Origin of the sequence: Pseudomonas quercus, assembly GCF_012033695.1 — a bacterium.
Lineage (GTDB): Bacteria > Pseudomonadota > Gammaproteobacteria > Pseudomonadales > Pseudomonadaceae > Aquipseudomonas > Aquipseudomonas quercus.
Window position 1 is genome coordinate 260,899 of record NZ_JAAVJI010000005.1, and the last position, 21,069, is coordinate 281,967.

Below are 21,069 nucleotides of genomic sequence, written 5' to 3' on the forward strand. Positions count from 1 at the left end.
GAATGAACACATGCCTCGCCCCCGTAGAACCTCACAAGGCCTCACGCTCATTGAGCTATTAGCGGTAATGGCTGTGCTTGCTGTGCTGTATAGCCTAGGAGCACCTGCTTTCTCTAAATTGATCGTCGACCAACGAAGGCTGACGTTTGCTGATGAGCTTGCCAGTGGGCTACGAAATGCTCGACTAGAGGCTGTACAGCGAAATCGAACGGTAATCTTGCAGCCGTTGGAAGGTGATTGGGCCAATGGATGGCGGATGGTTGTGGACAACAGTGGTAAAGGGCCTAAAGACCCAAGCAACCCAGTTATTGTGCACCGGGCAGGCCCCTGGCCGTTTGCTGTCGTACCTACGCAAAACCTTCGAGAACAGGTTGCCTTCGATTTCCTGGGCGTGCCGCGCTTGGCAAACCGCGGTGCATTAGCCGGCACCTTCCATTTATGTGACCCCGGCGTGGCTGCTCATCGAAGGGTGGTTATTGCCCGCAGTGGCCGGGTTCGGGTGACCCGAGAGGGCCTCCCCACGAACCTTTGCCCCCTCAACTAAGGGTTTTCACCCGCAGCTCCTTGGGCATCGAAAACGTTACGTTTTCCTCTCGGCCAGCCAGCTCGTCTGCGCCAGTGGCGCCCCACGCCTGGAGCTGCTGGATCACGCCACGCACCAGCACTTCCGGCGCCGAGGCGCCTGCTGTGATGCCGATGCGGCCCATACCGTCGAACCAGGCCTGGTGCAGGTCTTCGGCGCCGTCGATCAGGTAGGCCGGGGTGCCCATACGCTCGGCCAGCTCGCGCAGGCGGTTGGAGTTGGAGCTGTTGGGGCTGCCGACCACCAGTACCACGTCGCATTCATCCGCTAGCTGCTTGACCGCGTCCTGGCGGTTTTGGGTGGCGTAGCAGATGTCGTCCTTGCGCGGCCCGCCGATGTTGGGGAAGCGGCTGCGCAGCGCATCGATCACCCGGCTGGTATCGTCCATGGACAAGGTGGTCTGGGTCACGAACGCCAGGTTGTTCGGGTCCCGCACTTGCAGGGCAGCCACGTCAGCCTCGTCTTCTACCAGGTAGATAGCGCCGCCGTTACTGGCGTCATACTGGCCCATGGTGCCTTCCACTTCCGGGTGGCCTTCGTGGCCGATTAGAATGGTTTCACGCCCGTCGCGGCTGTAGCGAGCCACTTCGATATGCACCTTGGTCACCAGTGGGCAGGTGGCGTCAAACACCTTCAAGCCCCGGCCAGCCGCCTCATGGCGTACGGCCTGGGACACGCCGTGGGCGCTGAAGATCACGATGACGTCATCCGGCACCTGCTCCAGCTCTTCGACGAAAATGGCGCCACGGCTGCGCAGGTCCTCGACCACGAACTTGTTGTGCACCACTTCATGACGCACGTAGATCGGCGGCCCGAACACTTCCAGCGCCCGGTTCACGATTTCGATGGCTCGGTCCACGCCCGCGCAGAAGCCACGGGGGTTGGCGAGTTTGATGTGCATGCTGGGCTCCGCGGCGCTGGGCCTGTTGAATAGGCTCAAAGAGCCTTTACGTCGATGATCTGGACTTCAAACCGCAAGGGCTTGCCTGCCAGCGGGTGGTTGAAGTCTACCGTCACCTGCTGGTTGTCGAAGGCCTTTACGATGCCCGGCAATTCAGTGTTGGCCGCATCGTTGAAGATCACCAGCAAGCCTTCGGTCAGCTCCATGCCGTCGAACTGGTTGCGTGGCATCACCTGAACGTTCTGGGGGTTGGGCTGGCCGAAGGCGTTTTCTGGCGGCACCGTCAGGTCACGCTTGTCACCAGCCTTGAGGCCAAACAACGCGTTCTCAAAACCCGGCAACAAGTTGCCATCGCCTACTTTGAAAGTGGCGGGCGCCTTGTCGAAGGTGCTGTCCACGGTGTTGCCGTCTTCCAGGTGCAGCGCGAAGTGAAGGGTCACTTCAGTGTGCTGGCCGATACGAATGTCACCCATGAGCGGCCTCCCCGGTTTTCTTGCCCTTGAACATGTCCAGCGCCAGCATGATCGCCCCTACGGTAATGGCACTGTCTGCCAGGTTGAAGGCTGGGAACCGGTATTCGTAATGCCAGTGTACTGCGATGAAGTCGATCACATGGCCCAGCACGATACGGTCGTACAGGTTGCCAATGGCACCGCCCAGCACCAGGGCCAGCGCAATGGCCAGCCAGGTGTCGGCACGGCCCAGCCGCTTGAGCCACACCATCAGCGCCACGCTGACCACGATGGCGATTAGCGCGAACAACCAGCGCTGCCAGCCAGAGCTGTCAGCCAGGAAACTGAAAGCCGCGCCTGTGTTGTAGGCCAGGGTCCAGCTAAAGTAGTTGGGAATCACCACAATCTGCTGGTACAGCTCCAGGGTGTTCTCGAAATACCACTTGGTGGCCTGGTCCAGCACCACCACCAGCACGCTTAGCCAGAGCCAAGCCAGGCGCCCGAAGCGCCCCGCCATATCAGGCATAGTGGCGCACCTCGCCTGCCGTGGTGATGTTGGTCACACAACGGCCGCAGATGTCCGGGTGCTCGGCATTGGCGCCTACGTCTTCGACGAAATGCCAGCAACGGGCACACTTGGTGTTAGTGGACTTGACCACCTTGAGCTTCAACCCGGCCACATCAGTGACCACGGCATCGGCCGGCGCAGCCGCCAGCGGTGCCAACGTAGCCTTGGACGTGATCAGCACGAAGCGCAGCTCGTTGCCCAGTTTGCTCAAGTCGCCGGAAACGGCCTCGTCGGTGTACAGGGTCACTTCGGCTTGCAGGTTACCGCCAATGGCTTTGGCCGCGCGCTGGTTTTCCAACTCCTTGTTGACCGACGCCTTGACCGCCATCACGTTGTCCCAGAACGCACGGTTCAGCTCGATGCCGTCTGGCAGCTCAGTAAGGCCGGTGTACGGGCCGTTGAGCATCACGGACTCGTTGCGCTCACCTGGCAGGTAGCTCCAGATCTCATCAGCCGTGAAGGCCAGGATAGGCGCGACCCAGCGCACCAGGGCCTCGGCAATGTGATACAGGGCGGTTTGGCAGGAACGGCGCGCCACGCTGTCTGCAGGCGTGGTGTATTGACGGTCCTTGATGATGTCCAGGTAGAAACCGCCCAACTCCTGCACGCAGAAGTTGTGCACCTTGGAGTACACGTTCCAGAAGCGGTAGGTAGCGTAATGCTCTTCCAGCTCACGCTGAAGCAGCAGGGCACGGTCCACGGCCCAACGGTCCAGGGCCAGCATCTGGTCCGGCGGCAACAGGTCGCGTGCCGGGTCAAAGCCACTGAGGTTGGAAAGCAGGAAGCGCGCGGTGTTGCGGATACGCCGGTAGGCGTCGGCACTGCGCTGCAGGATCTGCTCGGACACCGCCATCTCGCCGGAATAGTCGGTAGAAGCGACCCACAGGCGCATGATGTCGGCGCCCAGGGTGTCGCTGATCTTCTGCGGCGCCACCGTGTTGCCCAAGGATTTGGACATCTTGCGGCCGTTCTCGTCCACGGTGAAGCCATGGGTGAGCAATTCGCGGTAGGGCGCGTGGTCGTCGATGGCACAGCCCGTCAGCAATGACGAGTGGAACCAGCCACGGTGCTGGTCGCTGCCTTCCAGGTACAGGTCCGCACGCGGCCCCTGTTCGTGGCCCATGGGGTGTGAACCGCGCAGCACGTGCCAGTGGGTGGTGCCGGAGTCGAACCACACGTCCAGGGTGTCGCTGATCTTCTCGTAGTCGGCCGCTTCGGCGCCCAGTACATCGGTGGCATCCAGCTTGAACCAGGCTTCGATACCCTCTTGTTCCACGCGCTGCGCCACGGTTTCCATCAGCTCGACGGTACGCGGGTGCAGTTCGCCGGTCTGCTTGTGCAGGAAGAACGGGATCGGCACACCCCAGTTGCGCTGGCGCGAGATGCACCAGTCTGGCCGGTTGGCGATCATGGAGTGCAGGCGCGCCTGGCCCCAGTCCGGCACGAACTCGGTCTGTTCGATGGCTTTCAGTGCCCGCTGGCGCAAGGTGTCGCCTACCACAGGCTGCTTGTCCATGCCCACGAACCACTGAGCAGTGGCGCGGTAGATCAGCGGAGTTTTATGACGCCAGCAGTGCATGTAGCTGTGGTTGATGGTGTCCGAATGCATCAGCGCGCCCACGTCAGCCAGCTTCTCGACGATGGCTGCACCGGCTTTCCAGATGAACTGGCCACCGAAGAACGGCAAGCTGTCCACGTACACACCATTGCTTTGCACAGGGGTGAGGATGTCGTCGTTGTGCATGCCGTAGCGCTTGCAGGTCACGAAGTCGTCTTCGCCGTAGGCCGGGGCGGAGTGAACCACACCCGTACCGGCGCCCAGCTCTACGTACTCAGCCAGGTAGACCGGGGACAGGCGCTCGTAGAACGGGTGCTGGAACTGAATGTTTTCCAAGGCGGCGCCAGGCGCGCGGGCGATGATTTCGCCAGTGCGGCCGTAACGCTGCAGGCAGCTCTCCACCAGTTCCTCGGCCAACACCAGCAGGCGGTCACCTACATCCACCAGGGCATACACGAATTCAGGGTGAACGTTGAGTGCCTGGTTGGCCGGGATGGTCCACGGGGTGGTGGTCCAGATCACGATGGCGGCGGGCTTTTCCAGCCCTGGCAGGCCGAACGCATCAGCCAGTGAGGCCTGGTCAGCAATCGGGAACGCGACGTCGATGGTGGTGGACTTCTTGTCGGCGTATTCCACTTCGGCCTCGGCCAGGGCCGAACCGCAGTCAAAGCACCAGTTCACAGGCTTGAGACCCTTGAACACGAAGCCATTGCGTACCATTTCGGCCAAGGCACGGATTTCACCGGCCTCGTTCACAAAGCTCATGGTTTTGTAAGGGTTGCTCCAGTCGCCCAGCACGCCCAGGCGGATGAAACCCGCCTTCTGCTCTTCGATTTGCTCGGCCGCATAGGCACGGCACAGCTCGCGGGTTTTATCGGCGGACAAACCTTTGCCGTGGGTGACTTCCACCTTGTGCTCGATCGGCAGGCCATGGCAATCCCAGCCCGGCACGTAGGGAGCGTCGAAGCCCGCCAGGGTGCGTGACCGCAGAATCATGTCCTTGAGGATCTTATTCACCGCATGACCGATGTGAATGGCACCGTTGGCGTAGGGCGGGCCGTCGTGCAGTACGAACTTGGGCCGATCCTTGCCAATTTCGCGCAGCTTCTGGTACAGGCCAATGCTGTCCCAGCGCTGCAGTATCTGCGGCTCGCGCTGCGGCAGGCCGGCCTTCATAGGGAAGGCGGTGTCCGGAAGGTTTAGCGTGGCTTTGTAATCGGTCATTTCAGGCTCTTCATTAGGCGGTTAGCCCTGCCAATGGGCACGGGCGGCGGCGACGTCCGCGTCGATCGCCGACTTCAACGCCTCCAGTGAGGCGAAACGCTGCTCATCTCGCAGCTTCTGGTGGAATTCCACCGTCAAATGCCGGCCATACAGATCGCCAGCGTAGTCCAGCAGGTGTATTTCAAGGTGTGGCCGGCCATCACCGGCCACAGAGGGGCGTACCCCTATATTGGCGACGCCAGGCCATGTACGGCCCTCTACAACTGTGCTGACCAGGTAAACACCGGTAAAAGGCACACGGTGCCGCTTGAGCTGCACATTGGCAGTGGGCCAGCCCAGCTGACGCGCCAGCTTCTGACCATGCAGTACACGGCCAGTGATGCAGTACGGGCGGCCGAGCAGTTGCCCGGCCTGGGCGAAATCAGCATTGGCCAGGGCTTTGCGCACCTGCGTGCTGCTGACGCGAACCCCACCCTCCTCTACCGTACGCGCGGCTTCCAGGGTAAAGCCGTGGGCGCGCCCTGCCTCTGCCAGAAAATCGAAATCCCCCAGGCGGTCGCAGCCGAAGCGAAAGTCGTCGCCAACCTCCAGGTGCTTCACGCCAAGGCCGCGCACGAGGATGGCATCCACAAACTCGGCAGCCGTAAGGCTACGCAAGTGCTGATCGAAAGGCAGGCACAGCACCTGGTCGATGCCTTCAGCAGCCAGCAGCTCCACTTTCTCACGCAACCGTGTGAGGCGTGCGGGTGAAGCGTCGGGCGTGAAATATTCGCGTGGCTGCGGTTCGAAAATCACCACGCAACTGGGTACGCCAAGCTCACGGGCGCGTTCGCGCAGGCGCTGAAGGATGGCTTGGTGCCCCCTGTGTACGCCGTCGAAGTTGCCTATGGTGGCAGCACAGCCCCGATGCTGGGGGCGCAGGTTGTGAAGGCCTCGGACCAACTGCATAGCGCGCTTCTTGCTCATAAAGTCGCCGATTATAACCATACCCGGCCGCCTACGACAGGCAACAGCACAGGCAGTGGGCCATGGGGTAATGAAACCGATATTCGGGCAGCGCTCCAGGTTTTCAATGCAGGCCCCGACGAGCGAACTGATGAAGGCGCATACCCATGGCCAGCAAGGCAACAAAGTAAGTGCCTGCGCCGGCGACTACCAATACCCCGAGGCGAGCGAAACGCGCAAGCATGGTGCCATCCGCCCACGGCGGCATCACGCTCATCAGGCCGGCCAATACCCCAGCCATGGCCAGCACCGCGATGCCTAGGCGTAGCAGAAAGCCCAGCCAGCCTGGCTGAGGCTGGAACAGTTTCTGGCGCCTCAGTTGCCAGTACAACAGGCCTGCGTTCAGCGTCGCCCCACCGCTGATGGCCAGGGCCAGCCCAGCGTGTTTGAGCGGCCCGATCAAGGCCAGGTTGAGCAGTTGGGTTGCCAACAGCGTCACCACTGCAATCTTGACGGGCGTTCGCAGGTTTTGCTGAGCATAGAACCCCGGCGCCAGTACCTTGATCAGGATGATGCCCAGCAGCCCCACAGAATAGGCCACCAACGCTCGCTGGGTCATGGCGGCGTCGAACGCATCGAAACGGCCATACTGGAACAGCGCAACGGTGAGCGGCTCTGCCAGCAACCCTAGTGCGATGGCACAGGGCAGTACCAGCAGAAAGCACAAGCGCAGGCCCCAATCCAGAATGCGCGAATACTCGTGCCGGTCCTTGTTGGCATAGGTGCGCGCCAGGGTGGGCAGCAGAATGGTGCCCAGCGCCACGCCCAGCACGCCAGACGGCAGCTCCATCAAACGGTCGGCGTAATACATCCACGACACCGAACCGGCCACCAGAAAGGATGCAAAAACAGTGTTGATGATGAGGGAGATCTGGCTGACCGACACCCCGAGGATGGCCGGCCCCATCTGCTTGAGCACCCGGCGGGCCCCGGCATGCTGGAGGCTGACGCGCGGCAGTACCAACATGCCGATCTTGCGCAGGTGCGGCAACTGGTACAGCAATTGCGCCAGGCCACCGGCCAGCACCGACCACGCCAAGGCCATCACAGGCGGATGGAACAAAGGCGTCAGGAACAGCGCAAAGCCAATCATGGCCACGTTGAGCAATGTGGGCGTAAAGGCAGGGACCGAGAAGCGGTTCCAGGTATTGAGAATAGCCCCGGCCAGCGATGACAACGAAATCAGCACTATATAGGGGAAGGTGACCCTGAGCAGCGACGTGGTGAGTTCGAACTTTTCCGGCGTGTCTGCAAACCCTGGCGCAGTGACATAAATGACCCAGGGCGCTGCGAGCATGCCCAGGGCGGTTACCACAGCGAGCGCCAGGGTGAGTAGGCCTGCTACGTAGGCTGTGAAGGTTCGCGCCGCTTCATCACCCTGCTGCTGGCGGTATTCGGCCAGGATAGGCACAAAGGCTTGAGAGAAAGCGCCTTCGGCAAAGATACGGCGCAGCAGGTTAGGCAGCTTGAAGGCGATGAAGAACGCATCGGTTGCTAGCCCAGCACCGAAGATCCGCGCCACCAGGGTGTCGCGTACGAAGCCCAGCACACGGGAAATCATGGTGATGGAGCTGACCGCAGCCAGGGACTTGAGCAGGTTCATAAGGAAGGAGTGCCGCTGCGCCAAAAAGCCGAAAGTGTACAGGGCTTGTGAAGCAAGGAAAGGTTTTCTGTAAGCTGCCGTTCGTCCTGTCAGTTGAGTAATCTCACCGCTACCGCCCTTGACATTAGCTCGGCGCATGGGCATGATTCGCGCCCTATTTGTTTGCTATTACCCAAGTCTTTCGAGGAGCTCGACGGTGGCCAACTCACCTTCCGCCAAAAAACGCGCAAAACAGGCTGAGAAGCGTCGCAGCCACAACGCCAGCCTGCGTTCCATGGTTCGTACCTACATCAAGAACGTAGTCAAGGCAATCGACAGCAAAGACGCCGAGAAAGCGCAAGCTGCCTACACCTTGGCCGTGCCTGTTATCGACCGTATGGCCGACAAGGGCATCATTCACAAGAACAAGGCCGCTCGCCACAAGAGCCGCCTGAATGGTCACGTGAAGGCCCTGAATCTCGCTGCTGCTGCCTGAGCACGCTGATTCAAGAAAACCGACCCTAGGGTCGGTTTTTTATTGCCTATTGCAAAGGGCAGGTGCCCGCGCTGGGCGCAACACCTGCCAGTATCAGGAAGGCAACTGCCCTAGCGCACCGGCCAAGGCAGAATCGGAATAGCCGTCACGGCATTTTGCGGGCTGCCTTCGATCATGCGGTCGCTGTACACCAGGTAAACCAGCGTGTTGCGCTTGGTATCGAAGAAGCGCACCACCTGCATCGTTTTGAACACCAGTGACGTGCGCTCCTTGAACACCTCTTCCCCATCCTTCAGCGGCTGGGCGAAACGAATGGCCCCCACTTGCCGACAGGCGATGGAAGCCTCGGCACGGTCCTCTGCCAACCCCAGCCCACCTTTCACGCCGCCCGTCTTGGCCCGGGACAGGTAACAGGTCACGCCTTCAACCTTGGGGTCATCGAAAGCCTCGACGACGATACGGTCATTGGGGCCTACAAACTTGAACACGGTCGACACTTCGCCCACCTGCTCGGCACTGGCCAGCACAGGTGCCAAGGCCAGGCCCAGGAGCGCGCATTTCAATACATTCATTGTTTGCCTCATACCAGAATCAGGTTGTCGCGATGGATCAGCTCAGGCTCGGCCATATACCCCAGTACACCATGAATGGCGTCCGACGACAGGCCCATGATGCGCTGCGCCTCGGCTGCGCTGTAGTTGGTCAGCCCTCGGGCGACCTCTGCCCCATCTGGGGCAAGGCAGACCACCATCTCGCCACGCCGGAAGCCCCCTTGCACGGACTTTACCCCCACCGGCAACAAGCTTTTGCTGGCCGCCCGCAAGGCCTGCACCGCCCCATCGTCCAGGTGAAGCGTGCCACGGGTTTGCAGGTGCCCGGCCAGCCACTGCTTGCGCGCGGCCAGCATGCCCCGCTCCGGCGACAGCAAGGTACCCAACCGCTCGCCAGCCTTGAGCCGATCCAGCACGCGCTCGATACGCCCACCTACGATCAAGGTGTGAGCCCCGGACCGCGCAGCCAGCCGTGCCGCACGAAGCTTGGTTTGCATGCCACCGCGCCCCAACGCACCTCCAGTACCTCCCGCCACTGCATCCAGGCTGGAGTCATCGGCGCGGGCTTCGTAAATCAAGGTGGCGTCAGGGTTGTGCCGCGGGTCTGCGTCAAACATGCCATCACGGTCCGTGAGGATTACCAGCAGATCAGCCTCGACCAGGTTGGCTACCAGCGCGGCCAAGGTGTCGTTGTCACCAAAACGGATTTCGTCCGTGACGACCGTGTCGTTCTCGTTGATGACCGGAATCACGCCAAGCTCCACCAGCGCTCGTAGCGTACTGCGCGCATTGAGGTAACGCTTGCGATCGGAGAGGTCGTCGTGGGTGAGCAGAATCTGCGCAGTGCGGCGCTCGTGCTGAGCGAAGCTGGATTCCCAGGCCTGCACGAGCCCCATCTGGCCGATAGCCGCTGCGGCCTGTAGCTCATGCATGGCCGTAGGGCGCTGTACCCAACCCAGGCGGCTCATACCCGCCGCAACGGCACCTGAAGACACCAGCACCAGCTCCACGCCGGCCTCGTGCAGGCCCACCATCTGCTCAACCCATACCGCCATGGCTGCACGGTCCAGGCCTTTGCCATCAGCTGTCAGTAAGGCGCTGCCGATTTTCACGACCCAGCGCTGCGCACCTGTCACCTTGCTCCGCATGTTTCCTGTCCTTGCGTGCCAAACCCATCAACGAAAACGCCCCGAAACCGGGGCGTTGGTAGTGTACTGCAACCGATCAGTCGCGCACGTAAATGATTTCCGGGCCGTCGTCGTTGTCTTCTTCGTCCCAATCGTCATCATCACCAATGTCATGCACGCTTTTCACGCCAGTACGGCGCAGGGCACGAGCATCGTCCAAGGCCTGCAACTGCGCGCGCGCCTCGTCCTCGATACGCTGATCCAGCTCGGCCAGTTCTTCAGCAAAGCCAGCTTCTTCAGCAATGCGTTCGGCACGCAGCTCCAGGTACCGCATGATGTCGCGGCTGAGGCGCTCGGTCCCTTCCTTGGCGAGGGCAGAAATCACGTACACCGGGCCCTCCCACTGCAAGCGGTCCACCACTTCCTTCACCGCTGCTTCATGCTCTTCTTCGAGCAACTGGTCACACTTGTTCAACACCAGCCAGCGATCACGCTCGGCCAGGGAAGGGCTGAATTTCACCAGTTCGCTCACGATCACTTCGGCCGCGTCTGCTGCGCTACTGCCATCGAAGGGCGCCATGTCCACCAAGTGGAGCAGCAAACGGGTACGCGCCAAGTGCTTAAGGAAGCGAATACCCAGGCCAGCACCGTCAGAAGCCCCTTCGATCAGGCCAGGGATGTCGGCGATGACGAAGCTTTTCCAACGGTCCACACTCACCACGCCCAGGTTTGGCACCAAGGTGGTAAAGGGATAGTCGGCAACCTTTGGCTTTGCGGCAGAGACCGAACGGATGAAGGTGCTTTTACCCGCATTGGGCAAGCCCAACAGGCCTACATCGGCCAGCACTTTCATTTCCAGCTTCAGGTCACGCTGGTCGCCCGGCTTGCCTGGGGTGGTCTGGCGCGGGGCGCGGTTGGTACTGGATTTGAAGCGTGTGTTGCCCAGGCCGTGCCAGCCACCCTGAGCAACCATCAGCCGCTGGCCAGCCTTGACCAGGTCACCGATCACTTCCTGCGTACTGGCATCGATCACCGTAGTGCCTACCGGTACGCGCAATACCAGGTCCTCGCCCTTGGCGCCGGTGCAATCGGTACTGCCACCATTCTCGCCGCGCTGCGCATCGAAATGGCGGGTGTAGCGGTAATCCACGAGCGTATTGAGGTTCTCGTCGGCAATCATGTACACCGACCCACCGTCACCGCCGTCGCCCCCGTTGGGGCCGCCGTTTTCGATGAATTTTTCGCGGCGGAAGCTCATGCAACCATTACCGCCATCACCCGCCTTCACGCGAATGGATACTTCGTCTACAAACTTCATTAAAACCATGCCCCTCGCCCGGAGGCGAGCTTATAAGCCAGAAAAACGTAAGGCTCTTGCAAAAATGAGCGCAGCGCCCCAATCAACGACCGAGAAAAATAGCGCTGGAGCTCAGGCAGACAGCTTTGCAAGAGACTCACAAACAAAAAAGCCCCGTCGCGAGACAGGGCTTTTCAGCGGGGTCGCGATCAGGCTGCGACGACGCTTACGTAACGACGGCCGAACGCACCTTTGACCTCGAACTTCACAACGCCTTCGACTTTAGCGAAGAGGGTGTGGTCCTTGCCAATGCCAACGCCGTAGCCGGCGTGGAACTGGGTGCCGCGCTGACGCACGATGATGTTACCGGCCTTGATGACCTGGCCGCCGAACATTTTCACGCCAAGGCGTTTACTTTCGGAATCGCGACCGTTACGGGTACTACCACCAGCTTTTTTGTGTGCCATGAGTTCAATACTCCAATGTGCGGTACAGGCTAGAAATCAGCCCTGGATACCGGTGATTTTGATCTCGGTGAACCACTGGCGGTGGCCCATACGCTTCATGTGGTGCTTACGACGACGGAACTTGATGATGCGGATTTTATCGTGGCGACCTTGCGCAACGACTTCGGCAACCACTTTGGCGCCTTCAACAACTGGTGCGCCGATGTTCACGTCGTCGCCATTGGCAACCAACAGAACGCGATCGAAGGTAACGGATTCGCCGGTAGCGACTTCCAGTTTTTCGATCTTCAGGTATTCACCTTCGGCGACCTTGTATTGCTTGCCACCGGTAACGATTACTGCGTACATGATATTTCTCCGTTGATCCTGCTCACCCAGCGCTTTATAAGAAGAGTGTCGGCTGGCATGGCTGCAGCGGGTGGGAAACCCGTTCTGCAATTGCGTAAGGCAGGTGATGCCCAAGAAGTTCAGGGTGCGCGATTGTACGCAACACAGGCAGGTGACGCAAGGGCCCGGCCGCAGTCACGCGGCCCTGAGCGGGGCATTGCCTTGACAGGCCTGACCCTGCGACCTAGCATGCCGCGCAACCTATATGGAGCGTTAGTCGCTGATGCAACCCCAAGCCTTTTATCGTGCGGTGGCGGACGATTTCACCGCCGTCGACGAGATCATCAAGCAGCAGCTGACCTCTCGGGTGCCGCTGGTATCGAAGATCGGCGACTACATCACCTCTGCCGGGGGCAAACGCCTGCGGCCGCTGCTGGTCCTGCTCAGCGGCAAGGCACTGGGCTACGAAGGCGACAACCTGCGTTTGCTGGCGGCCACCATCGAATTCCTGCACACGGCCACTTTGCTTCACGATGACGTGGTGGACATGTCCGGCATGCGCCGCGGCCGTTCTACCGCCAATGCCATGTGGGGCAATGCCCCCAGCGTGCTGGTAGGCGACTTCCTTTATTCCCGCTCCTTCGAAATGATGGTAGAGCTGGGCTCGATGCCTGTGATGCAGATCCTTTCCCAGGCCACGCGCATCATCGCCGAGGGCGAAGTGCTGCAGTTGTCCAAGGTACGCGACGCCAGCACCACCGAAGAGACCTACATGGAAGTCATCCGCGGCAAGACCGCGATGCTGTTCGAGGCCTCCACCCATAGCGCCGCGGCGTTGGTGGGCACTACCGACCAGGCACGCGAGGCGCTGCGCCAGTTTGGCGATCACCTGGGCGTCGCCTTCCAGCTGGTAGACGACCTGCTGGATTACAAAGGCGACGCGGAGGCCCTTGGCAAGAACGTGGGCGATGACCTGGCAGAGGGCAAGCCTACCCTGCCCCTGATCTACACCATGCGCGAAGGCACTGCCGAGCAGGCCGCGCTGGTTCGCCAGGCCATTCAGAAAGGCGGTATCGAGGACCTGGAGCGTATCCGCGAAGCCGTGGAAGCCTCGGGCGCATTGGCTTATACCGCCCAAATGGCGCAGCGCTTCGCGGGCCGCGCCATTGCTTGCCTGGATGCACTCCCGGCCAGTGAGTACCGCGATTCGCTCATCGAATTAAGCGAATTCGCCGTCGCCCGCACCTACTGACACCCGTTACCCTACCCGCTTGCCGCCGCCTGCCTGCCCACCCCGGCACCGCAGCCGTGCGGCTGCCTGCGCTATGACCTGGAGGAACCCCTGATGTCGCTGCCACCCTGCCCGAAATGCAATTCCGAATTCACCTATGAAGACGGCACCCAGCTGGTGTGCCCCGAGTGTGCCCATGAGTGGACACCGGGCGAAGCGGCGGGGAGCGATGACGATGCACGGGTTATCAAGGATTCGGTGGGCAATGTGTTGCAGGATGGGGACAGCGTGACAGTGATCAAAGACCTGAAGGTCAAAGGCACCTCGCTGGTGGTCAAGGTTGGCACCAAGGTACGAGGCATTCGCCTGTGCGATGGCGACCACGACATCGACTGCAAGATCGATGGTATCGGCGCTATGAAGCTCAAGTCCGAGTTTGTGCGCAAGGCCTGACGACAGCCGGTAGGGCCACTACTTTGCAAAGCTGCAAATACGAATTATTCTCAATGAACCTCATTAAGGAGAATAATCGTGACCTACCTTATCGACGCCTGGCTGGACCGCACTCACCCCTACCTGCGTATTCTCCATCGGGAAACCGGCGAAGTGTGCGCAGTGCTCCACGAAGACGCCCTGGATGAATTACGTGACCAAGGCGAGCTCGACTACGACGGGCTGAATTCGACTGAACCGCAGGTACAGAAAGAGCTGGTACGCAGCCTCTTTCTGTTCTGCTATGCCCGGGCTTTGCGCCCGGCAGGGGCGTTGCACTGAAGCGGGCCAAACCTAGGGGTTCCCGGCCTCCGCCTTCGGCTACGGCCGTTTCCACAGCGCATACCGCCCGTGTGGCTTACAGGATTTCCAGCAACTCTACGTCGAAGACCAGCGTGCTGTGGGGTGGAATGGAGCCCACGCCCTGCGCGCCATAGGCCAGCTCGCTCGGTACGTACAGGCGCCATTTGCTACCGGTATTCATCAGTTGCAGGGCTTCGGTCCAGCCGGCGATCACGCCACCCACAGGGAATTCGGCAGGCTGGCCACGATCGTACGAGCTGTCGAACACCGTGCCGTCGATCAACGTACCGTGGTAATGGGTGCGCACGGTGCTGTCGCGGGTAGGCTTGGCGCCTTCGCCTGCGGTGATCACTTCATACTGAAGGCCTGACGCCAAGGTGGTGATGCCTTCGCGCTTGGCGTTGGAGGCCAGGTAAGCACGCCCTTCACCGGCAGCCGCCTCGGCTTTGACGCGCTCTTGCTCTTGCATCACTTCGCGAATGGCACGGAAGGCATTGTTCAGGTCGTCGGCTGCCACACGGCTTGGCTCGCCGTGGAATGCATCGGTCAAGCCGGCAATGAGGGCATCCAGGCTCACGCCCGGTGGCGGGTTGTCGCGGATCTGGTCACCCAGCTGGCGGCCAATACCATAGCTGACACGCGTTTCGTCAGTGGTGTAATTCACTTCGGACATTGCACTGCTCCGTGGAGGGCCAGCCTGCTGGCCCGGAAAAAAGGGTGAAAGCCTAGCACATCAGTGCTTGGTGAGCTTGTCGAGGTAGCCCATGGCGAAGGCGGAGACCACGAAGGTCATGTGGATGATCACGTACCACATCAGGTGATCGGCACCGATGTTCTGGGCGTCCATGAACACACGCAGCAGGTGAATGGAGGAGATCGCTACGATACTGGCCGCCACTTTCATCTTGAGCGACGTGGAATCCATCTTGCCGAGCCAGCTCAGCTTCTCGGAGCCTTCGTCTATGTCCAGCTGAGACACGAAATTCTCATAGCCGGAAATCATCACCATTACCAGCAACCCGCCCACCAATGCCATGTCGATCAATGACAGCAGCACCAGGATCAGCTCGGATTCAGCCAGTGCAAAGACATTGGGCAGGATATGGACGATTTCCTGGAAGAACTTCAGCGCCAGGGCCAATAATCCCAGTGACAAGCCAAAGTAGATGGGTGCAAGTAGCCAGCGAGAGGCGTACATGCTTCTTTCGATAAAGCGTTCCATTGAAACTCACAGGTGGCCGAAAACTGGCGTGAAGTATATCAATATGAGGCCCGTTCGCGGCACACGCCCCCTTCAGGGAACAGCCCTCAGGCCTCAGGCCCGTGGTCGATCAAATGCTGCCCGCGGTCGGCATTGATCTTGCGCAATTGCCCATGAAGGTGGATGTCCCAGATACGGGGGTCATGCTTGAGCCGGTAACCGTGCAACGTAAGGCTGTCTACGATGGCTTCAAGCACCGATTCGGCAGCCTGGGCCCCGTGGAAAGGCCCCTGGGCCTTGATAGCTGTAGGCTGTTCGCCTTCCATGCCAGCCGCAAACAGCAGGGCCCAATGGCCTGCATCACCTGCCACGGGGCGGATGATGCACTCGATCCTTGTTTCCAGCCCCAGGCATTGACGGGTAAGGCTGAGCGAGTGGGTCATGCGTCAGTCCTCTTGTCTGATGCCCCTAAGACCTTCAATAAGCAGAAAATTCCGTAGTTGCTTAATGATGGCGCCGAGCGGTCATGCAGGCTTGACGCCTTCGCAGGCTTACGAACAGGGCTTGACCTCGGCTAACGCCTCGACCTTGTGCTCGCGCTCGGCTTCACGCAACTCCTCTTCACTGATTACCTCAGCAATGGCACGCAGGCGATCAACTACCAAAGCGTTTACGCTACCTTCCGGGAAGTTGCCCTCCTCGTCAGGCTCGCCGGCGTCCTCCCCCACTAGCAGGCTCAAGGCTTCGTCCGCCTGGCTGACGGCATAGACATGGAACGTGCCCTCGCGCACGGCGTTTACCACGCGCTCATCGAGCATCAGTGTGGCCACATTGGCCTTGGGAATGATCGCGCCCTGCTCCCCCGTCAGGCCGCGCGCTTCGCAAAGACGGAAGAAGCCCTCGATTTTCTCATTCACGCCGCCTACGGCCTGTACCTCGCCGAACTGGTTGATCGAACCGGTGATGGCGAAGCACTGCTTGAGCGGCTTGCGCGACAGGGCGGAAATAAGCGTACAGGCTTCACCCAGCGAGGCGCTGTCGCCATCCACGTAGCCGTAGGATTGTTCCAGTGCAATGCTGGCGGAAATGGCCAAGGGAAACTCCTGGGCATAGCGGCTGCCCAGGTAGCCGGTCAGAATCATCACCCCCTTGGAGTGAATCGGCTGCCCCAGGTTGACCTCGCGCTCGATGTCCACAATGCCACTGCTGCCAGGGTAAACCGTTGCGGAGATACGCGCAGGCACGCCGAAGGCCGAATCCCCCACTGCCAGCACCGTCAACCCATTGCATTTGCCCACCGCAGCCCCTGTAGTGTCGATCAGCACGATACCGGCCAGCATGTCATCCAGAATGCGCGCCGACACCCGCCCTGTACGAGTGGCCTTGGCCTTGAGCGCGCGTTCGATATGGCCGGCGTCGGTCACCGGGTCGCCGGCGATCTGCCGAATGAAATCCGCCTCGCTCACCAGCTGGAACAGGTCGCCAATCTTGGCTGATAACCGCCCTTGGTGTTCGGCCAGGCGCGCGCTATAGGTGGCCAGGCGGGCCACAGCGTCCGCACTGAGCGCGGCCATGCCTTCTTCCGATGTACGGGTTTTCAGCAACTGGGCGAACTGGTCCAGGCTTTCACCATCCATGGGAATGTCTTCGTCAAAATCCACCAGCACCCGGAACATCTCCTGGAAGTCCGGATCATGGTCCTGCAGGGCGTAGTACAGCTGGCGCGACCCGATGATCACCACCTTCACGTTCAACGGGATCATCTGCGGCGTAAGGGTAACGGTGGCCAAGCGGCCGTATTCACCCAGTGGAGACTCCATCTTCAACCGACGCGACTGCAGCGAACGTTTGAGGGCGTCCCAAACGAAAGGCTCGCCGAGCATTTTCTCAGCTTCCAGGATCAGGAAGCCGCCATTGGCACGGTGCAGCGCGCCAGGGCGCAACTGGCGATAATTGGTGTAGAGCGCGCCTTGGTCCGTGCTGTATTCGATACGGCCGAACAGGTTGTCGTAGGTAGGATGAGGCTCGAACTCCACCGGGGCGCCACCACTGGCATGGTGACCAATGACCAGGTTGGGTGCGTACTGCTCCTCCAGCATCTTGCGAGCGACCGCGTCCGTTTTCGGGTCATCGACCAACTGCTCGACAATCGTGCGCAGCAAATGGACCTGCATGGCTTGCAGGTAGGCGCACACCCCGGCGAACTCAGCGTAGCGCTCCGACAACGGCCCTAGCAGGGGCTGCAGCGCGAGGGTAATGGTTTCTTCGTTGAGCTGACGCAGTTGATTACTGGATTCGCGTTTCCACTGGGGCAGGCTGGCCAACTCCTCATTAAGGCGCTCCTCCAGGCCAGCAATATCGCTGTGGAAACGATCACGGTCCGCTTCCGCCAGTTGTGCGAATTCGGCTTCGTCCAGCGCCTTGCCCTCGACCATGGGGGTAAACGCGATGTTGCTGCTATCGCGGTACAACGCCACGTCCTTTTCCAGGGCAGCCCGTTCGATCACGTCCAGGGCGCGGTCGTAGCGATGGTTGAAGGCACGGTCTATGGCGCTCTTCTTCTGCTGGTAGGACGGGTGCTCGAATACTGCCGGGAACGTGGCAAGCAGGTTATCGATCAGCCCACCGATGGCGTTGATGAACTCGCCCGCACTGCCTGGGGACATTTCCAGAGCACGCGGGTTACGCGGCTCATCGAAGTTGTTCACGTACACCCAGTCATTTGGGGTTTGCAGGCGCTTGGCTTCGGTTTTCAGGTAACGCTTTACGAAGGAAAAACGCCCCGTACCAGGCTCCCCCATCACGAACACGTTATAGCCCGGGCGTGGCATGGCCACCCCGAACTGCAAGGCTTCAACCGCACGCTCCTGGCCCAGTACGCCGCGGAACGGCTCGATGTCTTCTGTACTGACGAAACTGAACTGCTTGTCAGTGAAGGGGCGGGCCAATGCTTCCGGGGCAAGACGTAAGCGGGCAGCAACGGAATCGGGCATCAGGCTTCCTTAGGTTCACAGGCTATGGAGCATTCTGGCGCTCGCAGGGCGCGGCTGGCAAGGCACGTTGCCAATCGCGTGTGCCGCGCGGTGCCTGTGAATGACTTTTTTCGAAACGGAGAGTAAATGCCAACGGAACCGTAAACCCTGCCTAAACTCCAACGTGCGCACCCTGACCAACGGTGGGGTGTGCACCTGGTGCTTAAGGCCCAGGCCATTTTTGATCGACATGCGAGAACAATGCTATGAAACGGATTCTGCTTGGCTCCCTGTTTACCGTCGTTTCCATCCAGGCATTCGCCCAGGCCCCCGGTGGCCCGGACTGTGGATGGGGCAACATGCTGTTCGAAGGCCAGCGCGGCACCCCGGCTCACTTCCTGGCGTCCACCACCAATGGCACCTCCGGCAACGCCACCTTCGGGATGACGTCCGGCACCAACGGCTGCAACACCAGCGGCGCGCTGACCTATGGCGGCAAGTCCTGGATCGCCATGAATGGCATGATGAACGAACTGTCTGAAGACATGGCCCAGGGCCAAGGCGAAGCGCTGACAACTTACGCTGTGGTGCTGGGCGTACAGCCTGAAGACCGCGCCTACTTCTCCAGCGTGACCCATCAGCACTTCAACGATATTTTCAAGACGGCAGACGTGACGGCTGAAGACGTTCATGCCAACACCCTGAACGTGATTAAAAACGATCCACGGCTGGCCAAGTACGCCACCCAGGCGTAAGGTCTCGGCGTCTCCCGCCCCGTTCGGGGCGGGTTCTGTTTTCCTGACCGGATGCAATGGATGCTCACCCGCTTTCTGTGGCTGGCCTTGCTGGCCTGCGCGTCGACCCCTGCCGCTTCGCTTCCTGCCTCCGCCACGCTGGATCAGCTGGCACTACAGCCTGGCTGGATCGCGCTGGGGCATTACGAGTACAAGGCGCTGCGCGGGTGGCACAGCTATGTTGACGACACGCGTTTCTTCCTGGCGCCCGATGGCCGCCAGTCGCCAGCCCACGAACTAGGCGCTACGTTGAAGGCGCTCTATGCATCGCCCAGCCTCGGCGACCAGCATGCCCAATGTGTATTTCCCGCACGCACGCGCTGGTTGAAAGCCCAGCTTGGGCTAAATGACCTGCCCACGGTGCAGTGCCCCAATTTCAAGCAGTGGTACAGCGATATCGCACCCCACGCGGCTGTGCTGGTATTTCCCGCCGCTTACCTGAACAGCCCCTCGTCGATGTTTGGCCATACCCTGTTGCGCATCGACCAGGCAGATACCCAGGCCGACAAGACCGCCCTGCTCAGCTACGCGATCAACTTCGGTGCGTACGTTGAAGGCAGTGACAACAGCATGCTTTACGCCTGGAAAGGCCTTGCAGGCGGCTACCCTGGGCTGTTCTCGCTGGTGCCCTACCAACAGAAGCTGGCCGAATACCGCAGCCTCGAAAACCGTGACCTGTGGGAGTATCAGCTCAACCTTACACCGGAGGAAACCGGACGGTTGGTAGAGCATGTCTGGGAGCTTCAGCAGATCCGCTTTGACTACTACTTCTTCGACGAAAACTGCTCATACCGTTTACTGGAGCTGTTACAGGTGGCCCGGCCTTCACTGAAGCTGACGGATCAGTTTCCATTGGCGGCCATTCCTACGGACACCGTCAAGGCCGTGAAAAAGGCCGGCCTGGTTCAACACACCGAATACCGCCCTTCACGTGAACGCGAGCTATTGGCCCGTGCCGCGCCGCTAAACGACCAAGAGCAGGCACTGGCAAAAAGCCTGGGAACAGGCTCAGGAACACCCAATGATGCGGCCCTGGCAGCACTCCCCCGTGACCGCCAGGCCTTGGTCTTGGACACGGCCTACCGCCTGCAGCGCTACAACGCCACGGGAGAGGCACGGGATGCGCAACGCAGCCAACGTAGCTTCGACCTGCTCCAGGCCATCAACCGCAACCCGCCGCCCCCTTTGACGGTGGAACGCCCTGGGCTGCCAGAAGAAGGCCACCCTTCCCGCACGTGGGAACTGGGGCTAGGCAGCCGTGATGACCGTGCTTTTGCCGAGTACGGGCTGCGCATGGCGTACCACGACCTCAACGACAACGCTTACGGTTTCCCGCTGGGGGCTCAGATCGAACTGGGAGGGCTTAAGGTCCGGCAGTACGAGCGAGGCGAGTGGCAGCTGCAATCTTTAAACTTGGCCACGATCCGGTCGCTGTCGCCGCGCAATGACCTGCTCAAGCCTCTATCCTGGCAAGTTACAGGCGGCCTTGAACGTGTGCCCGGCAAGCACGGGGACGAGGTGCTGGTGACCCACCTCAATGGCGGCGCAGGTGGCACCTGGCAACTGGCGCCCGACCTGCTCGGCTTTGCCCTGGGAACGGCCCGCCTTGAGCACAATAACGACTTTGCGGCCTTTGCAGCACCTGCTGCTGGCTTTGACAGCGGCCTTCTGTGGCGCAATGCCTTGGGTAACCTGCGGCTCGAAGCCACGGGTGATTACTTCACCAATGGAGAGGTCCGCCGGCAGTTGAGCCTCAACCAGCAGTGGGAACTAAGCCCCACCCTGGGCCTTCGCTTGAGCGCCATCCGGGATTTCAGCCACTTGGGTGGCACTACTAATGAAGTGATGCTTGAGATGAAGTGGTACCACTACTGACAAATTACTGACCGGCGATTGACACCGTATCCACAAAAACCGACCTAGACTCATACCTATGCC

The 21,069-nt window shown here is 60.6% G+C and carries 21 protein-coding genes and 1 pseudogene; 7 read left to right on the forward strand and 15 right to left on the reverse strand.

What is annotated here, in order from left to right:
* The first annotated feature begins 10 nt into the window (after positions 1–10).
* Positions 11–544 (forward strand): GspH/FimT family pseudopilin, encoded by a 534-nt coding sequence (locus HBH25_RS23735; RefSeq protein WP_168084139.1) that lies wholly within the window; start codon positions 11–13, stop codon positions 542–544.
* On the opposite strand, the gene ispH is transcribed toward HBH25_RS23735, so the two are convergent.
* From ispH to murJ, 6 genes and pseudogenes are all read right to left on the reverse strand, one after another.
* Positions 537–1,484, reverse strand: coding sequence for a 4-hydroxy-3-methylbut-2-enyl diphosphate reductase (gene ispH, locus HBH25_RS11665; protein WP_168084072.1), 948 nt, complete (start codon positions 1,482–1,484; stop codon positions 537–539). The genes HBH25_RS23735 and ispH overlap by 8 nt on opposite strands.
* A 35-nt stretch (positions 1,485–1,519) precedes the next feature.
* A complete protein-coding gene (locus HBH25_RS11670) occupies positions 1,520–1,957 on the reverse strand; it encodes an FKBP-type peptidyl-prolyl cis-trans isomerase (protein WP_168084073.1) in 438 nt (145 codons plus the stop codon).
* On the reverse strand, positions 1,950–2,462 hold the full coding sequence (lspA, locus tag HBH25_RS11675) for a signal peptidase II (protein WP_168084074.1): 513 nt from the start codon (positions 2,460–2,462) through the stop codon (positions 1,950–1,952). Before lspA ends, HBH25_RS11670 begins: the two co-directional genes overlap by 8 nt.
* Positions 2,455–5,286 (reverse strand): isoleucine--tRNA ligase, encoded by a 2,832-nt coding sequence (gene ileS / locus HBH25_RS11680; RefSeq protein ID WP_168084075.1) that lies wholly within the window; start codon positions 5,284–5,286, stop codon positions 2,455–2,457. The genes lspA and ileS overlap by 8 nt, the downstream gene beginning before the upstream one ends.
* Positions 5,283–6,234 (reverse strand): annotated as a pseudogene (ribF, locus tag HBH25_RS11685) (bifunctional riboflavin kinase/FAD synthetase). The gene ileS and the pseudogene ribF overlap by 4 nt, the downstream one beginning before the upstream one ends.
* 121 nt (positions 6,235–6,355) lie before the next feature.
* Positions 6,356–7,894, reverse strand: coding sequence for a murein biosynthesis integral membrane protein MurJ (gene murJ, locus HBH25_RS11690; protein WP_168084076.1), 1,539 nt, complete (start codon positions 7,892–7,894; stop codon positions 6,356–6,358).
* Positions 7,895–8,090: 196 nt separating this feature from the next.
* Here murJ and rpsT point away from each other — a divergent pair, with 196 nt between their 5' ends.
* A complete protein-coding gene (gene rpsT, locus HBH25_RS11695) occupies positions 8,091–8,369 on the forward strand; it encodes a 30S ribosomal protein S20 (RefSeq protein ID WP_168084077.1) in 279 nt (92 codons plus the stop codon).
* A gap of 110 nt (positions 8,370–8,479) precedes the next feature.
* Here rpsT and HBH25_RS11700 read toward each other — a convergent pair whose 3' ends face one another.
* From HBH25_RS11700 to rplU, 5 genes are all read right to left on the reverse strand, one after another.
* Entirely contained in the window at positions 8,480–8,941 is a 462-nt protein-coding gene (locus tag HBH25_RS11700; protein ID WP_168084078.1) for a CreA family protein, read from the reverse strand.
* Positions 8,942–8,949: 8 nt separating this feature from the next.
* Positions 8,950–10,068, reverse strand: coding sequence for a glutamate 5-kinase (gene proB, locus HBH25_RS11705; protein ID WP_168084079.1), 1,119 nt, complete (start codon positions 10,066–10,068; stop codon positions 8,950–8,952).
* Positions 10,069–10,144: 76 nt separating this feature from the next.
* The gene (gene cgtA, locus HBH25_RS11710) at positions 10,145–11,365 is read right to left on the reverse strand and encodes an Obg family GTPase CgtA (protein ID WP_168084080.1); all 1,221 of its coding nucleotides are present in this window, start codon (positions 11,363–11,365) and stop codon (positions 10,145–10,147) included.
* Between the two features lie 188 nt (positions 11,366–11,553).
* On the reverse strand, positions 11,554–11,811 hold the full coding sequence (rpmA, locus tag HBH25_RS11715) for a 50S ribosomal protein L27 (RefSeq protein WP_040261664.1): 258 nt from the start codon (positions 11,809–11,811) through the stop codon (positions 11,554–11,556).
* A 36-nt stretch (positions 11,812–11,847) separates the two neighbouring features.
* Complete coding sequence (rplU, locus tag HBH25_RS11720; protein WP_168084081.1) at positions 11,848–12,159, reverse strand: 50S ribosomal protein L21; 312 nt, start codon at positions 12,157–12,159, stop codon at positions 11,848–11,850.
* A 262-nt stretch (positions 12,160–12,421) separates the two neighbouring features.
* Between rplU and HBH25_RS11725 the strand changes: the two genes are divergently transcribed.
* From HBH25_RS11725 to HBH25_RS11735, 3 genes are all read left to right on the forward strand, one after another.
* Positions 12,422–13,390: a polyprenyl synthetase family protein gene (locus HBH25_RS11725; RefSeq protein WP_168084082.1), complete on the forward strand. Its 969-nt coding sequence runs from the start codon at positions 12,422–12,424 to the stop codon at positions 13,388–13,390.
* A 90-nt stretch (positions 13,391–13,480) separates the two neighbouring features.
* Positions 13,481–13,822: a zinc ribbon domain-containing protein YjdM gene (locus tag HBH25_RS11730; protein ID WP_168084141.1), complete on the forward strand. Its 342-nt coding sequence runs from the start codon at positions 13,481–13,483 to the stop codon at positions 13,820–13,822.
* A gap of 78 nt (positions 13,823–13,900) precedes the next feature.
* Positions 13,901–14,143, forward strand: a complete 243-nt coding sequence (locus HBH25_RS11735) for a PA4570 family protein (protein WP_168084083.1) — start codon at positions 13,901–13,903, stop codon at positions 14,141–14,143.
* Between the two features lie 76 nt (positions 14,144–14,219).
* Here HBH25_RS11735 and bamJ read toward each other — a convergent pair whose 3' ends face one another.
* From bamJ to HBH25_RS11755, 4 genes are all read right to left on the reverse strand, one after another.
* Positions 14,220–14,837, reverse strand: coding sequence for a BamJ family beta-barrel-assembly machinery protein (bamJ, locus tag HBH25_RS11740; protein WP_168084084.1), 618 nt, complete (start codon positions 14,835–14,837; stop codon positions 14,220–14,222).
* Between the two features lie 60 nt (positions 14,838–14,897).
* Positions 14,898–15,386, reverse strand: coding sequence for a TIGR00645 family protein (locus tag HBH25_RS11745; protein WP_168084085.1), 489 nt, complete (start codon positions 15,384–15,386; stop codon positions 14,898–14,900).
* Between the two features lie 86 nt (positions 15,387–15,472).
* Positions 15,473–15,808, reverse strand: a complete 336-nt coding sequence (locus tag HBH25_RS11750; RefSeq protein ID WP_168084086.1) for a PA4575 family protein — start codon at positions 15,806–15,808, stop codon at positions 15,473–15,475.
* A 108-nt stretch (positions 15,809–15,916) separates the two neighbouring features.
* Entirely contained in the window at positions 15,917–18,358 is a 2,442-nt protein-coding gene (locus HBH25_RS11755; RefSeq protein WP_168084087.1) for a Lon protease family protein, read from the reverse strand.
* A 245-nt stretch (positions 18,359–18,603) separates the two neighbouring features.
* Here HBH25_RS11755 and HBH25_RS11760 point away from each other — a divergent pair, with 245 nt between their 5' ends.
* Positions 18,604–19,092: a DUF3015 domain-containing protein gene (locus tag HBH25_RS11760; RefSeq protein ID WP_168084088.1), complete on the forward strand. Its 489-nt coding sequence runs from the start codon at positions 18,604–18,606 to the stop codon at positions 19,090–19,092.
* A gap of 60 nt (positions 19,093–19,152) precedes the next feature.
* Positions 19,153–21,006: an Lnb N-terminal periplasmic domain-containing protein gene (locus tag HBH25_RS11765; RefSeq protein ID WP_168084089.1), complete on the forward strand. Its 1,854-nt coding sequence runs from the start codon at positions 19,153–19,155 to the stop codon at positions 21,004–21,006.
* The last annotated feature ends 63 nt before the right edge of the window (positions 21,007–21,069 follow it).

Bases quoted from the DNA above. Each gene is read 5' to 3' on its own strand.
- proB (WP_168084079.1), bottom strand. From the start codon at position 10,068: ATGCGGAGCAAGGTGACAGGTGCGCAGCGCTGGGTCGTGAAAATCGGC.
- HBH25_RS11670 (WP_168084073.1), bottom strand. From the start codon at position 1,957: ATGGGTGACATTCGTATCGGCCAGCACACTGAAGTGACCCTTCACTTC.
- HBH25_RS23735 (WP_168084139.1), top strand. From the start codon at position 11: ATGCCTCGCCCCCGTAGAACCTCACAAGGCCTCACGCTCATTGAGCTA.
- rplU (WP_168084081.1), bottom strand. From the start codon at position 12,159: ATGTACGCAGTAATCGTTACCGGTGGCAAGCAATACAAGGTCGCCGAA.
- HBH25_RS11725 (WP_168084082.1), top strand. From the start codon at position 12,422: ATGCAACCCCAAGCCTTTTATCGTGCGGTGGCGGACGATTTCACCGCC.
- HBH25_RS11760 (WP_168084088.1), top strand. From the start codon at position 18,604: ATGAAACGGATTCTGCTTGGCTCCCTGTTTACCGTCGTTTCCATCCAG.
- bamJ (WP_168084084.1), bottom strand. From the start codon at position 14,837: ATGTCCGAAGTGAATTACACCACTGACGAAACGCGTGTCAGCTATGGT.
- cgtA (WP_168084080.1), bottom strand. From the start codon at position 11,365: ATGAAGTTTGTAGACGAAGTATCCATTCGCGTGAAGGCGGGTGATGGC.
- ileS (WP_168084075.1), bottom strand. From the start codon at position 5,286: ATGACCGATTACAAAGCCACGCTAAACCTTCCGGACACCGCCTTCCCT.
- HBH25_RS11700 (WP_168084078.1), bottom strand. From the start codon at position 8,941: ATGAATGTATTGAAATGCGCGCTCCTGGGCCTGGCCTTGGCACCTGTG.
- murJ (WP_168084076.1), bottom strand. From the start codon at position 7,894: ATGAACCTGCTCAAGTCCCTGGCTGCGGTCAGCTCCATCACCATGATT.
- ispH (WP_168084072.1), bottom strand. From the start codon at position 1,484: ATGCACATCAAACTCGCCAACCCCCGTGGCTTCTGCGCGGGCGTGGAC.
- rpmA (WP_040261664.1), bottom strand. From the start codon at position 11,811: ATGGCACACAAAAAAGCTGGTGGTAGTACCCGTAACGGTCGCGATTCC.
- HBH25_RS11755 (WP_168084087.1), bottom strand. From the start codon at position 18,358: ATGCCCGATTCCGTTGCTGCCCGCTTACGTCTTGCCCCGGAAGCATTG.
- HBH25_RS11750 (WP_168084086.1), bottom strand. From the start codon at position 15,808: ATGACCCACTCGCTCAGCCTTACCCGTCAATGCCTGGGGCTGGAAACA.
- HBH25_RS11745 (WP_168084085.1), bottom strand. From the start codon at position 15,386: ATGGAACGCTTTATCGAAAGAAGCATGTACGCCTCTCGCTGGCTACTT.
- HBH25_RS11765 (WP_168084089.1), top strand. From the start codon at position 19,153: ATGCTCACCCGCTTTCTGTGGCTGGCCTTGCTGGCCTGCGCGTCGACC.
- lspA (WP_168084074.1), bottom strand. From the start codon at position 2,462: ATGCCTGATATGGCGGGGCGCTTCGGGCGCCTGGCTTGGCTCTGGCTA.